The sequence below is a fragment of the Novosphingobium sp. genome, from assembly GCF_049240505.1.
Lineage (GTDB): Bacteria > Pseudomonadota > Alphaproteobacteria > Sphingomonadales > Sphingomonadaceae > Novosphingobium.
On the sequence record NZ_JBMLSM010000091.1, the window covers coordinates 32,266 to 44,733 of the forward strand.

Here is a 12,468-nt window from a genome sequence, read left to right on the forward strand (position 1 = left end):
TCGGGGCGTCGCCTACCGTAACCCCCGCCGGGGGGGGCTGGATGGGTTGGGGTTTGGGGGGCATGCCGGCGCCGCGCGCCCCCACGACGAGCGTGTTGGCGAGCGCTTCGGGAAGATCCTTGAACAGTTCTTCCATGACCTCGGCAGGCTTGATCCACCATTCCTTGCCGGACCGCGGACGATCGGCGCTATCGACGTGGGTGGAACTGGCGATGCACAGCATGGCATCGTGCGCATCGTAGAACGTGCGTTCGGCAAAGCAGGCCGGGTTGGTGGCGACGAGCGGAAGATCGCGGGCGTAGGCCAGATCGATCAACGCTTCTTCGGCAGCTTCTTCCTGCGCATCGTTGCGGCGGGCGACTTCGATGTAGAGGCGCTGGGGGAAGAGTTCCTGAAGCCGGTCGAGATAGGCTTCTGCCGCGGCTTGCTGCTGGCCTGCAAGCAATCGCACCAGCGCGCCCTCACCGGCGGCGGTCAGGCAGATCAGGCCATCGGTGTGGCCCACAAGGTCTGCCAGCACGACATGCGCATCGAATTCCAGCGGGCGATCCAGATGCGCGCGGCTGACGAGATGGCAGAGATTGTCGTATCCAGTGGAATCCTGCGCATAAAGCGCCAGCCAGTCAATCGTCGGGGCCGCGGGGCCGAAACCGGTGGCGGCCCCTTCCCGTTCTGGCCGGGCGACGGCAAGCATCGTGCCGATGACCGGCTGCACGCCCATATCCTTGCACGCCTTGGCATAGGCGACACTGCCGTAAAGGCCGTTGCGGTCGGTGATGGCTGCGGCGGGAAATCCACGTTCGGCCGCCGTCTTGGCGATGGCCTTCGGATCGATCGCGCCATCCAGCATCGTGTAGGACGAGAAGATGCGGAGCGGGACGAAGGGGGCGTGGGGCATGGCAGTCAAAGTAGGAAAAAGGCCGCGCACTTGCGAGAGGCGCGGCCTTTTTGCGTGAACCTTATCGACAGTTTCAGAGCAGCTTCTCAATATCTTTCGCAATGCTCTCCGGCTTGTCCGTCGGCGCGTAACGCCGCACCACCCTGCCATCGCGGTCGATCAGGAATTTGGTGAAGTTCCACTTGATGCCCTTGGTGCCAAGCACGCCGGGGGCTTCCTTCTTCAGCCATTCATAGAGCGGGTCGGCGTTGTCGCCGTTGACCTCGATCTTGGCCATGAGCGGGAAGCTGAGGCCGAAGTTGACCTTGCAGAAGCTTTCGATCTCGTCCGCCGTGCCGGGTTCTTGCGCGCCGAACTGGTTGCAGGGAAAGGCGAGAACTTCGAAGCCTTTGCCGCCGTAGTCCTGCCACAGCTTTTCCAACCCGTCGTACTGGGGCGTGAAGCCGCATTTGGACGCGGTGTTGACCACCAGCAGGACTTTGCCCTTCTTGTCGGCCAGATCGATCTGCTCGCCATTGGGCTTCTTCACCTTGAAATCGGCAATGGTGACAGGTTCAATCATGCAGGCGCTCCCCAATGCAATTGCCCCCGCAACGTCTCATGACGTGCGGGGGCGTTCAAGCGTGTAAACATGCGGTTTCGCGTCAGGCGGGAAAGTCGCCCCGCGTGCGAAGCGCCGCAATCTCTGCGGGGTTGTACTGGCGGTCGCCGCTCTTTTCGATCACGAGGTTCGCGCGCTCGCTTTCCGGCATTCGCGCAACGAGGCGGACCATATCGGCGAAGCTGCCCGAATGCAGCGTGGCGAAGCCGTGGAATACACCATCGGCAGCCTCGCGGCGCAGGACAGTGGCGTGGTCGGTCCAGAAGGAAGCCCTATCAGGAGCTTCGGCGCGGATCGTGGTGTTCATGGGTACGATCTCCTTTGCCCGGTGAAACGCGCGAAGGTGATGTTGTTTCCCTATTCCAGCACGCCTTCGTGCAGGCGAACGACACGATCCATGCGCTGGGCGAGCCGTTCGTTGTGCGTGGCGATCAGCGCGGCGCTGCCTTCTCCGCGCACGAGTTTGAGGAACTCTTCCAGCACGCGATCCGCCGTGGCTTCATCAAGATTGCCCGTGGGTTCATCAGCCAGCACCATTTCAGGCCGGTTGGCGAGCGCGCGCGCGACGGCCACGCGCTGCTGTTCGCCGCCCGAAAGCTGGCTGGGCCGGTGGTCGAGACGCTTGGCGAGGCCGAGCGCGGTCAGCAGTTCGGTGGCGCGCGCCTCTGCTTCTATGCGCGGCTTTCCGGCCACCATCTGCGGCAGGACCACGTTCTCGATGGCGTTGAAGTCGGGCAGGAGGTGGTGGAACTGATAGACGAAACCAAGGTGATCGCGGCGCAGCGTGGTGCGATCATCGCCTGACAGTTCCGACGCATTCGTGCCCGCGATCTCGATCAAACCGGAAAAGCCGCCTTCGAGCAGGCCGATGGCTTGCAGCATCGTCGATTTGCCGGAGCCGGAGGGGCCGAGCAGCGCGACGATTTCACCAGGACGGATATCGAGATTCACGCCGCGCAACACGTCGATGGTGACGCCGCCCTGGCTGAACGAACGGCGCAGGTCTTTGAGGCGCACCACTGGGTTTTTGGCTACTGGATCACTCATAACGCAGCACCTGAACGGGGTCCGTGCTCGCGGCCTTGAGTGCCGGGTAGAGCGTGGCGAGGAAGGAGAACAGCAGCGCCATCAGGCAGATCGTGGTGATCTCTACCGGGTCGGAACGGCTTGGCAGTTCGGTGAGGAAGCGGATCGAGGGGTCCCACAGGTTCTGGCCTGTAACCCATTGGATCGCGTTGACGATGGGCTGGCGGAAGAACAGGAACACGAAGCCAAGGCCGAGGCCCGAAAGCGTGCCCATCGCGCCGATCACGAAACCGATGGTCACGAAGATCTTCAGCAGGCTTTTGCGCGTTGCCCCCATCGTGCGCAGGATCGCGATGTCGCGCGTCTTGGCGCGGACCAGCATGATCAGCGACGACAGGATGTTGAACACGGCCACCAGCACGATAATCGACAGCACGATGAACATCGCCACGCGCTCTACCGCCAGAGCTTCGAACAGGCTGGCGTTGATCGTCTTCCAGTCGGTGACGACAGCGGTGCCTTCCAGTTCCTTGGTAATCGGAGCCAGTGTTTGTGAAACGGTGTCGGCGTTGGTGGTCGTGACCTCAATCATGCCGATGGAATCGCCAGTGAGCAGCAGTGTCTGCGCATCGGCGATGGGCATGACGACATAGGCGTTGTCGTAATCATAGACGCCGACCTCGAAGATGGCTGCCACGACATAGCCGATTTCACGCGGGACAGTGCCGAACGGGGTAGAGCGGCCCTGCGGGTTGATGATGGTAATGGTATCGCCCACCCGTGCACCAAGGTTCTGGGCGAGGCGTGAACCAAGGGCGATGTTGCCCGATGCCGGGCGCAGCGAGGCGATCACGCCATCCACGCGCTTGTCCTCAAGCCTTTTGATGTCGCCATCGGTGTTGCCGCGCACCAGCACCGCTTCGACACGGCCGTTGAAGCTGGCCAGCAGCGGTTGTTCGATCAGCGGCGAGGCATGGGTTACGCCGGGCGTGGCCTCCACCCGCTTCAGGATATCCTGCCAGTTGTCCAGCCTTCCGCCGTAGGCCTGAATAATGGCGTGACCATTCAAGCCCACGATCTTGTCGAGCAGTTCGGCGCGGAAGCCGTTCATCACGCTCATCACGATAACAAGCGCGGCAACGCCAAGCATGACCGCGACAAGGCTGATACCGGCGACGAGGGCGATGAACGCCTCTCCCCGGCCCGGCAGCATGTAGCGCTTGGCGATGGTCCATTCGAAGGGGGAGAGGATCAAGCAGCAGCCCTTTGGAAACGGTTCGCCTGAACCACGCAGGAAACGGCGCAGGCGGCTGCGGATGTAGGGTGCAGCGGCAAAAACGGCAATGGCCCGAATGCGAGGCGCCAAGCGCAGCCAATTTCAGAACACTGCCTGGCTCTGGTTTTCAAGTTCCACGATACGTGCGCGCATCTTGCGCATTTCCAGCACGCGTTTGGCGCGTTCGCATTGCAGTGGCAACGAAGTGAGGACGGTGACGCCGATATAGAGCTGGAAGAACTGGACACGGTCACCCATCGGCCAATCCATCCCGGCAATCGGCCCCATCCCGGCCACGGTCATCCCGCCACCGATCATGATCAGCAGCAATGGCAATTGGGTAAGGATCGCGCTGGGCACGGTTGCCGAACACACCACAAGGTAGACCAGCGGGAAGACCAGCAGCGCGCGCATATCCAGCGAGAACACGGTTACCGTAAGCAGAACGAAGGTGCCGACGACCAGCGCGGTCAGCGGCAGCATATCGCGCGGAGGCAGAAAGCTGCGGCCTCGCCCCAACCGTCCGTAGATGAAGTGAAACACCGGCAGGCATGCCAGCAGACCGAGCGAATGGCCGATGATCCAGCGCGTGAAGTTATCGATCACCGGCTGGCCGTGAACCACCCAAGCGGTAGACGCCGCAGCCCCCCCAGAAAGCAGCGGAATCGTCAGCCCGATCCCGACATAGAACGATGCGATCCATTCCAGCGTTTCGTATGGCCAGAACGCCTTGGTGATACGTCGCCAGATGATGGCTGCGCCGATGGCTTCGAGGATATTGATGATCGCAAAGGGAAATGCTGCGAGCCATCCGAAGCCCCACAGCCCTGTCGCAATGAAACTCGCAATACCACTGCCGACAAGCCAGGGCATCCAGCGATGTTCGGGCAGATGGAGCAACCTTCCTGCCAGAACAGCGCTGGCAATCCACGCCATCGCCACACCGCCGGTAAACCTGCCGAACGCGATGGAGCCTGCGGCTAGCGCAAAATAGGTGAGTGATACCCCGGCAGGACATGCAAGAAGGCGAGCGATGCGCATGAGCCACTATCTGAATGATTTTGGTTAAGAATTTGCAGACATGTCCCCGCGCAGGACCGTTCTGCGCGCATTGTCCAAACCTAACCCTTGCCTTCGAGGGCAAACGTCGCCATTTGGGCGCCAGCTTTGGCCGACGCGCTTGCGTCCACGCGAGTCCACGGGACCCATGACCTCACATAACGATCTTTTCGACGCTGCCCCTTGGGATATTGGGGGCGATGACGACAAGCTGCGCGAAGAGTGCGGCATCTTCGGCGTACTCGGCGTCCGTGACGCTGCGGCGACAGTGGCGCTGGGCCTTCATGCCTTGCAGCATCGCGGGCAGGAAGCTGTCGGCATTACCAGCTTTGACGGGCAAGAGTTCTATTCGCGCAAGGGCATCGGCCATGTCGCGGCAAACTTCTCCAGCGGATCGGCACTGGCCGAACTGCCGGGAATGATGGCTTCGGGCCACGTTCGCTATTCCACCACCGGCGGGGCAGGCGTGCGAAACGTGCAGCCCCTGTTCGCTGATCTGGCCTCTGGCGGCTTCGCCATCGCGCACAATGGCAACATCTCGAACGCGATGTTCCTGAAGCGCGATCTGGTGCGCAAGGGCGCGATCTTCCAGTCGACATCCGACACCGAGGTGATCATCCACCTCGTCGCCACCAGCCGCTACCCGACCCTGCTGGACCGGTTCGTGGATGCGCTGCGTCTGGTCGAAGGCGCCTATTCGCTGATCTGCATGACGCCGCAGGGCATGATCGCCTGCCGCGACCCGCTTGGCATCCGTCCGCTGGTGATGGGCAAGATCGGCGATGCCGTGGTCTTCGCCAGCGAAACCGTGGCGCTCGACGTGGTGGGCGCCGACTTCGTGCGCGAGGTTGAGCCGGGCGAACTGATTCAGGTCGATCTTGACGGAAAGCTCAGCACACATCGTCCCTTCGGAACGCCGGACGCACGCCCGTGCATCTTCGAGCACGTCTATTTCAGCCGCCCCGATTCGATCATGGGCGGCAATTCGGTCTATCAGGTCCGCAAGGCCATTGGCGCGCAACTGGCGATCGAAAGCCCGGCTGATGCCGATCTGGTGATTCCCGTGCCCGACAGCGGTGTTCCCGCCGCGCTCGGCTATGCGCAGCAATCGGGCACGCCGTTCGAACTTGGCATCATCCGTTCGCACTATGTCGGCCGCACGTTCATCCAGCCTTCGGATGGTGCGCGCAATGCTGACGTGAAGCGCAAGCACAACGCCAACCGTGCACTGGTGGCAGGCAAGCGTATCGTGCTGATCGATGATTCGATCGTGCGCGGCACCACCAGCCTCAAGATCGTGCAGATGATGCGCGATGCTGGCGCTGCCGAAGTGCACATGCGCATCGCCAGCCCGCCGACCGAACATTCGTGCTTCTATGGCGTGGACACACCCGAACGGTCGAAACTGCTGGCCGCGCGCATGGATGTGCAGGCGATGGCGGACTTCATCCATGCCGACAGTCTGGCCTTCGTTTCCATCGACGGTCTTTATCGTGCGGTGGGCGAGGCTGAGCGCAAGAAGTCGTGCCCGCAGTATTGCGATGCCTGCTTCACTGGCGAATATCCGACCCGGCTGACCGATCTTGCCCAGCGCGACAATCCCGACCAGCTTTCGCTGCCGGTCGGAAAGGTTGCCTGACATGGACATGAGCGGGCAGGTTGCGCTGGTGACCGGCGCAAGCCGCGGCATTGGCGCGGCAACCGCCAAGGCGCTGGCTGCGGCGGGCGCCCACGTTGTGCTGGTGGCGCGCAACGCCAAGGATCTGGAAAAGATCGAGGAAGAGATTTTCGAGGCGGGCGGCAGTGCCACCATCGCCCCGGTCGATCTTGCCGAGCCTGACAGCATAGCGCGCCTTGCCACCGCCATATCCGGGCGATGGACCGCGCTTGACGTGCTGGTCATCAATGCCGCCGCCTTCCCCACGCTGACCCCGGTGTGGCAGATCGATCCGCGCGAATTCAATCAGGCGCTGACGCTGAACGTGCTGGCGACGCAGGCCCTGCTTGCCGGGTTCGACGGGATGCTGCGCAAGAGCAAGGACGCGCGCGTGATTGGCGTTACCAGCAGCGTGGGCGCTGCGCCGCGTGCCTATTGGGGTGCCTATGGTGCATCCAAGGCGGCGTTTGACACCCTGCTCAATTGCTATGCGCAGGAAGTGCGCAACACCGCTTCGATCCGCGTTGCCGTGGTTGATCCGGGCGCCACGCGCACCAAGATGCGCGCCAAGGCCTATCCGGGCGAAAATCCTGAAAGCGTGAAGCCCCCGGAAGCGGTGGCTGACGCCGTGGTTGCGCTTCTTGGTGAACAGTTTGCCAGCCCACACCGTATCCGCGTTAACCAGGATTGATTATCCGGTCTTAACAATCAGCGGCGATTCTTGACGTCAGCCTGCCGGAGCCTTTTCCGACAGGCATATGACGCCAATGGGTCAAGGACGCCCTGCATGACTGCGACGGACTGGAACACCGATATCTATGCGCAGGCGGCGCTGGAAGATCGCAGCGCCAATCGCCAGCGTGTGAATATCCCGGCCACGCTGCGCCCATCAGGCTCTCCGGGTTTCCAGACCGTGATCCTCGATCTTGGCCTTGGCGGCTTTTGCGCCAATGCCTTGCAGCATCTGGCACCCGGCAACCGCTGTTGGTTGACCTTACCCGGAATGCAAAGCCTGCAGGCGGAGGTCGTGTGGTGGGACGCTGGCCGCGTAGGCTGCGCCTTCACCAACCTGCTCAGCCCGATGGTTCACGACAACATCCTTGCACGCTACCGCGGCGACGGGCCGTTCAGGCGGGTTTGACCAGCGTGATCTGGCTGACGTTGATGCCACCACCACGGAAGCCACCTTCGCAATACATCAGGTAGTAGCGCCAGAGATCGAGAAAGCGGCGGTCGAAGCCGTGTGGCAAGCGCCCCTCGTCCACTGCCCGGTCGAGCGCATCGCGCCACATTTTGAGCGTGCGGGCATAATCGAGTCCGAAGTCCTCACGATCCTGCCACGTCAGGCCACGCTCCTGCGCCAGCCGGGCAAATTCACGCTCGCTGATCAGCAGCCCGCCGGGAAAGACATAGGCCTGAATGAAATCGGCGCTGGCAGCATAGGCATCAAACAGATCATCGCGGATGGTGATGTATTGCAGCGCTGCGCGCCCACCCGGTTTGAGGCAGCGGGCAAGACAATCGAAATAGGACGGCCAATATTCACGCCCCACCGCCTCGACCATCTCCACGCTGGCAATGGCGTCGTATTGGCCGGTAACGTCGCGATAGTCCTGATGGCGGTATTCGATGCCCGAAAGGCCTGATGCGGCCAGCTCACGACGCGCCCATTCCAGCTGCTCGTCAGACAGGCTGATGCCGGTGACCTTAGCCCCGGTGGTTTCCGCAAAGCGCCGGGCGAGATAGCCCCAGCCGCAACCGATCTCCAGCACATCGCTGCCTGGTGAAAGATGCAGGCGCGCGCCCAGACGATCGACCTTGTTGGCCTGCGCCTCGGCCAGCGGCGCATCGGGGGCGATGCCCTGCCACAAGGCGCTGGAATAGCTCATCGTTTCATCGAGCCACTGGTGGTAGAAATCGTTGCCGAGATCATAGTGCGCGGCGATGTTGCGGCGGGCCTGCGCCTTGGAGTTCTTGCGCAAGAAGTTGAGCGCGCGACCGGCCAGACGCCACGGCCCTTTGGCGCGACCCACATCGCCCAGCGTGGTGGCGTTGCGCATGAACAGGTCGAAGATCGGCACAGGATCAGGGCTATCCCATTCATCTGCGACCCACGCTTCATACCAGCCGATTGAACCTGCGGTGCCGAGCCGGATCAGCGCATTCCAGCTTTTCAGATGAATGCGCGCGACCGGTCCTTCGCCCCGCCCACCAACACTGCGCTGCGATCCATCGGGCAGCGTGGCATGGATCGTGCCGTTGACGAGGCCTCGATCGATCCGGTCGACAACCTTGCTGAAGGAACCGGAAAAAAGGTGCGCCAACCGGCGGCCGACGGCGGACATGTTCCACCCTCCGGCAACCAGATGCCCTCCCCTCGTTGGCGTCTGTGCGTTCATGGTGCCGATATGTCGACCGGTAGCGGAACCTGCAAGGTCAACCGGCAGCTTTCATCACATCATGCGCCGTAAGCGCGCGATGGCGCGCCTCTGCATGGGGCACGATCTTGGCGGGATAACCCTTTGGGGGGAATACGGGATCGTGGATATCGCCATCGGACAGATGCGCCAGTTCCGGCACCCACTGGCGGATATAGTTTGCCGCATCGAATTTGGGCGATTGGGTGAGCGGGGCCATGATCCGCACGAACATGTTCGAATCAACGCCCGTGCCTGCCGTCCACTGCCAGTTGACCGCGTTCAATCCATAGTCCGCATCGACGAGCGTATCCCAGAACCAGCGCTCCCCCTCGCGCCAGTCGATCAGCAAGTGCTTTACCAGAAAGCTGGCGGCTATCATGCGCACGCGGTTGTGCATCCAGCCGGTATGCCACAGTTCGCGCATTCCGGCGTCGACGATGGGGTAGCCGGTGCGGCCTTGCTGCCAGGCTTTCAGATCGGATGGGGCATCGCGCCATTGCAGTCCGTCATATGCTTCGCGCGCGTTTTTGGTGCCGTAATCGGGGAATTGCAGGATCACGTTCTGCGCATAATCGCGCCAGCCGATTTCACCGAGGAACACATCGACCGAACCGCCTGAATCGGCCACGTGGTGCCAGATGGTGGCGGGCGATATCTCGCCGAAGTGGAGATGAGGCGAAAGGCGCGATGTGCCTTCGACCGAGGGCAGATTGCGGCACTCACCATAACGCTGGGCGCGATCCGCGAAGTCTTCAAGACGCGCCAGCGCGCCTGCTTCACCGGGTGCCCATTCCTCGCGCATTCCGCCAGCCCAATCGGGCTTGGTCGGCAGCAGCGCCCAGTCGTCCAGCTCGTCGCTCTTCGGCCATGTTGGCGGTGGAGAGAGCGTGTCTGGCGCAGCGCTTGGCGGTGGAGGCGGCATCCGCTCTTTCAGCGCTTTCCAGAACGGGGTGTAAATCTTGTAAGGCGCCCCACCGCCGGTCAGAACTGTGCCTGCGGGGGCAAGGTAGTTGCCGTGGTGCAGTTCCAGCCGCAGGGACTTTCCCACCGCCTTTTCGGCATTGCGCCACCACGGTTCGTAATGGTGCAAGGCATGGACGATACGCGCGCTCGTCTCTCGCCGGATCGCCGCCAGCTCTTCATGGCATTTGCCACGGCGCAGTATCAGGCGCGAACCGCGCTGGCGCAGATCCCTGTCGAGACTGGCAAGACTGTGGTGCAGCCACCAGCGCGATGCAGCACCCATGCGGCGGTGCTTGGGGGTTTCGTCGTCCAGCACATAGACCGGAATTACCGGCCCTTCCGCCGCAGCAGCCAGCAAAGCGGCCTGATCGGCAAGACGAAGGTCGCGACGGAACCAGACAATGACGGGATCGGACATAGAGCTACATTGGCCACTCGCCGCCCGGCTTTCCACCCTTGCCGACATGCCCCTTTGGACAGGGTGCGTTGGAATGTCAGCGGGTTGCGCTGGTCGCCGCGCATTCCGCTGCATTCAAGGCGATCATCGCGCTGACATTGAAGTTTTCGCGCATGGATGGTGCGGCAAAACGCGCATCGCCAAACGTCACCGTCACGGCGCATTTGCGTCGTTCGATCATGGCAAAGGGCATCTGCGACCATGCAAGGAAATCGCGCACATCGTGCGTGGCGATCGCGGCTCGCCTGACGAGTTGATCAGCCATCCTGTCTGCCAGCAGCGGTTGGTGATCATGGACCGTCGCAAGGCTACGCAGCGGATCATATTGTGCGCGGCCAATCAGGCCGTCCTGTCGCCAGAGCATTTCGCGCCGCCAGAAGAACAACGGCTCAGGCGAGGCAAATACCCGATCCGGCACAGGATAGGGCGTGGACATGCGCAGGGCATCCCCGGCCATCCGCGAAATGCCGATGTTGGTGAGGATAAAGGCAAACGCTGCCACGAGCGCTGCAATAGCTGGCGCGCCCTTCCCCTTACGCCACGCCATCCAGATACCCAGCCCAAGGAATGCCAGAAGCCACGGCGAAACGATGAACAGCCCATCGGTGTGGAACCAGCGGTCGCTGAGCGGCGACATCAGTTGCACCGCATAGACGTTCTGCAGATCGAGCAGCGGATGAGTCAACGCACCGACGTAACATAGCGTAACCAGCCAACCGAAGCGCATCGGCGGCGCGCCATCGGAGATACGCCCCCTCGCCCCCTGCCAGCGGTCGAGCAGCCAGAGTAACCCCGCCAGCATCAGTGGCATCACCAGCACGCCGCCGACCAGTCCGTGCGTAAAACCCCGGTGCATCGCGAGCGGTGCCCACGGCACCCAGCCGAAAAACACATCAATATCCGGCATGTTCGCTGCCAGCACACAAGCCCCAAGCCCTTTGCGGGTGCGGTTCTTGAGGCCTGTTTCGGCGAGCGCCCAGCCCACGAGGCTGTGCGTCAGATTGTCCATGTTTTTATCTCACGCAAAAGGCCGCAAGAGCGCGACATAGTCGCGTTCTTGCGGCCTTGCGAATGTGGATAGAGCAGTGTCGTCAGACCGGATCGGCCGCTGTGCCGCTGACGGTCCAGGTCTGGCCCTTGCCGAGGAGTTTGGCGAGGTTGGCGTCCTTGCCCTTGCGCGCCTGTTCATCCTGCCCCAGCAGCACATCTTCATAGCTTGGGCGCGCGTCATCGTAGATCACACCCAGCGCCATCGGGAACGGACCGAACGGCATTTCCACGAGCATGTGGGCGATGGCGCGGTTCTTGACGTTGTGGACGATCACGCCCGCAGCCTGCCAATCGCCATCGACCACGTCGACAACCTTGAGGCTCAGCGTCTCCATATCGAGCGCAATGCCTTTTACGCCGCCCGACTTTTCCGAACCGAACAGCATCGGCTCACCATCGGCCAGCCAAAGCTGGTTCTGGTCCGCCACGCCCTTGGCGACGAAATCGTCGAAGCGGTCCTTGTTGTAGACGATGCAGTTCTGAAAGATTTCCACGAACGCCGCGCCCTTGTGGGCATGGGCCGCCTTGAGCACCGCAGGCAGGTTCTTCGATACGTCATAGGCCCGCGCGATGAAGCGCGCGCCAGAGCCCAGCGCGAAAGCACAAGGCAGAGCCGGACGGTCAACCGATCCCAATGGCGAGGTTGGCGAATTGGTGCCTTCGCGGCTGGTCGGCGAGAACTGGCCTTTGGTCAGGCCGTAGATTTCGTTGTTGAACAACAGGATCTGCACGTTCACGTTGCGACGCAGGATGTGCATGGTGTGATTGCCGCCGATCGACATGCCGTCGCCATCGCCTGTCACCAGCCACACGTCGAGGTCTGGGTTGGCCAGCTTGATGCCAGTGGCGAAAGCGGGCGCGCGACCGTGGATCGTGTGGAAGCCATAGCTTTCCACATAATACGGAAAGCGACTGGAGCAGCCGATCCCCGATACGAACACGGTGTTCGCGGGATCAGCGCCGATCTCCGGCAGCGTGCGCTGCACCGCCTTGAGGATTGCGTAGTCACCGCAGCCGGGGCACCAGCGGACTTCCTGGTCGGTTTCCCAGTCCTTGAGCGT

13 protein-coding genes are annotated in these 12,468 nt (G+C 62.3%); 3 read left to right on the plus strand and 10 right to left on the minus strand.

All coding sequences use genetic code 11. From position 1 onward, the window contains the following. The 6 genes from ACOVQ0_RS07355 to ACOVQ0_RS07380 all read right to left on the minus strand — a co-directional run. Positions 1 to 898: PHP domain-containing protein (locus ACOVQ0_RS07355; RefSeq protein ID WP_421882228.1), on the minus strand; the 898-nt coding region annotated here is incomplete at its 3' end. A gap of 73 nt (positions 899 to 971) precedes the next feature. After that, positions 972 to 1,460 (minus strand): glutathione peroxidase, encoded by a 489-nt coding sequence (locus ACOVQ0_RS07360; RefSeq protein WP_421882231.1) that lies wholly within the window; start codon positions 1,458 to 1,460, stop codon positions 972 to 974. Between the two features lie 82 nt (positions 1,461 to 1,542). Then, complete coding sequence (locus tag ACOVQ0_RS07365) at positions 1,543 to 1,806, minus strand: hypothetical protein (protein ID WP_421882234.1); 264 nt, start codon at positions 1,804 to 1,806, stop codon at positions 1,543 to 1,545. Positions 1,807 to 1,856: 50 nt separating this feature from the next. Continuing rightward, entirely contained in the window at positions 1,857 to 2,546 is a 690-nt protein-coding gene (locus tag ACOVQ0_RS07370) for an ABC transporter ATP-binding protein (RefSeq protein WP_421882236.1), read from the minus strand. Further along, a complete protein-coding gene (locus ACOVQ0_RS07375; RefSeq protein WP_421882239.1) occupies positions 2,539 to 3,780 on the minus strand; it encodes a lipoprotein-releasing ABC transporter permease subunit in 1,242 nt (413 codons plus the stop codon). Before ACOVQ0_RS07375 ends, ACOVQ0_RS07370 begins: the two co-directional genes overlap by 8 nt. A gap of 123 nt (positions 3,781 to 3,903) precedes the next feature. After that, a complete protein-coding gene (locus tag ACOVQ0_RS07380; protein WP_421882242.1) occupies positions 3,904 to 4,842 on the minus strand; it encodes an MASE1 domain-containing protein in 939 nt (312 codons plus the stop codon). 166 nt (positions 4,843 to 5,008) lie between these two features. On the opposite strand from ACOVQ0_RS07380, the gene purF reads away from it, so the two are divergent. The 3 genes from purF to ACOVQ0_RS07395 all read left to right on the plus strand — a co-directional run bounded on the left by purF (position 5,009) and on the right by ACOVQ0_RS07395 (position 7,658). Next, positions 5,009 to 6,499 carry an amidophosphoribosyltransferase gene (purF, locus tag ACOVQ0_RS07385; RefSeq protein WP_421882245.1) on the plus strand — a complete coding sequence of 497 codons (1,491 nt, stop codon included), beginning with the start codon at positions 5,009 to 5,011 and terminating at the stop codon, positions 6,497 to 6,499. A 1-nt stretch (position 6,500) separates the two neighbouring features. Next, a complete protein-coding gene (locus tag ACOVQ0_RS07390; RefSeq protein ID WP_421882248.1) occupies positions 6,501 to 7,208 on the plus strand; it encodes an SDR family NAD(P)-dependent oxidoreductase in 708 nt (235 codons plus the stop codon). A 96-nt stretch (positions 7,209 to 7,304) separates the two neighbouring features. Continuing rightward, a complete protein-coding gene (locus ACOVQ0_RS07395; RefSeq protein WP_421882252.1) occupies positions 7,305 to 7,658 on the plus strand; it encodes a PilZ domain-containing protein in 354 nt (117 codons plus the stop codon). Here ACOVQ0_RS07395 and ACOVQ0_RS07400 read toward each other — a convergent pair. From ACOVQ0_RS07400 to ACOVQ0_RS07415, 4 genes are all read right to left on the minus strand, one after another. Then, a complete protein-coding gene (locus ACOVQ0_RS07400) occupies positions 7,645 to 8,916 on the minus strand; it encodes a class I SAM-dependent methyltransferase (protein ID WP_421882256.1) in 1,272 nt (423 codons plus the stop codon). The two genes, ACOVQ0_RS07395 and ACOVQ0_RS07400, sit on opposite strands and share 14 nt — an antisense overlap. Positions 8,917 to 8,953: 37 nt before the next feature. After that, positions 8,954 to 10,318: a cryptochrome/photolyase family protein gene (locus ACOVQ0_RS07405; protein WP_421882260.1), complete on the minus strand. Its 1,365-nt coding sequence runs from the start codon at positions 10,316 to 10,318 to the stop codon at positions 8,954 to 8,956. Positions 10,319 to 10,394: 76 nt separating this feature from the next. Beyond that, the gene (locus tag ACOVQ0_RS07410; protein ID WP_421882262.1) at positions 10,395 to 11,366 is read right to left on the minus strand and encodes a metal-dependent hydrolase; all 972 of its coding nucleotides are present in this window, start codon (positions 11,364 to 11,366) and stop codon (positions 10,395 to 10,397) included. 82 nt (positions 11,367 to 11,448) lie between these two features. Beyond that, the coding region (locus tag ACOVQ0_RS07415; protein ID WP_421882264.1) for a 2-oxoacid:ferredoxin oxidoreductase subunit beta at positions 11,449 to 12,468 on the minus strand (1,020 nt) is incomplete at its 5' end.

Excerpts from the sequence above, each read along its gene's own strand:
- ACOVQ0_RS07360 (WP_421882231.1), bottom strand. The coding sequence starts at position 1,460 with ATGATTGAACCTGTCACCATTGCCGATTTCAAGGTGAAGAAGCCCAAT.
- ACOVQ0_RS07365 (WP_421882234.1), bottom strand. The coding sequence starts at position 1,806 with ATGAACACCACGATCCGCGCCGAAGCTCCTGATAGGGCTTCCTTCTGG.
- ACOVQ0_RS07370 (WP_421882236.1), bottom strand. The coding sequence starts at position 2,546 with ATGAGTGATCCAGTAGCCAAAAACCCAGTGGTGCGCCTCAAAGACCTG.
- ACOVQ0_RS07380 (WP_421882242.1), bottom strand. The coding sequence starts at position 4,842 with ATGCGCATCGCTCGCCTTCTTGCATGTCCTGCCGGGGTATCACTCACC.
- purF (WP_421882245.1), top strand. The coding sequence starts at position 5,009 with ATGACCTCACATAACGATCTTTTCGACGCTGCCCCTTGGGATATTGGG.
- ACOVQ0_RS07390 (WP_421882248.1), top strand. The coding sequence starts at position 6,501 with ATGGACATGAGCGGGCAGGTTGCGCTGGTGACCGGCGCAAGCCGCGGC.
- ACOVQ0_RS07395 (WP_421882252.1), top strand. The coding sequence starts at position 7,305 with ATGACTGCGACGGACTGGAACACCGATATCTATGCGCAGGCGGCGCTG.
- ACOVQ0_RS07400 (WP_421882256.1), bottom strand. The coding sequence starts at position 8,916 with ATGAACGCACAGACGCCAACGAGGGGAGGGCATCTGGTTGCCGGAGGG.
- ACOVQ0_RS07405 (WP_421882260.1), bottom strand. The coding sequence starts at position 10,318 with ATGTCCGATCCCGTCATTGTCTGGTTCCGTCGCGACCTTCGTCTTGCC.
- ACOVQ0_RS07410 (WP_421882262.1), bottom strand. The coding sequence starts at position 11,366 with ATGGACAATCTGACGCACAGCCTCGTGGGCTGGGCGCTCGCCGAAACA.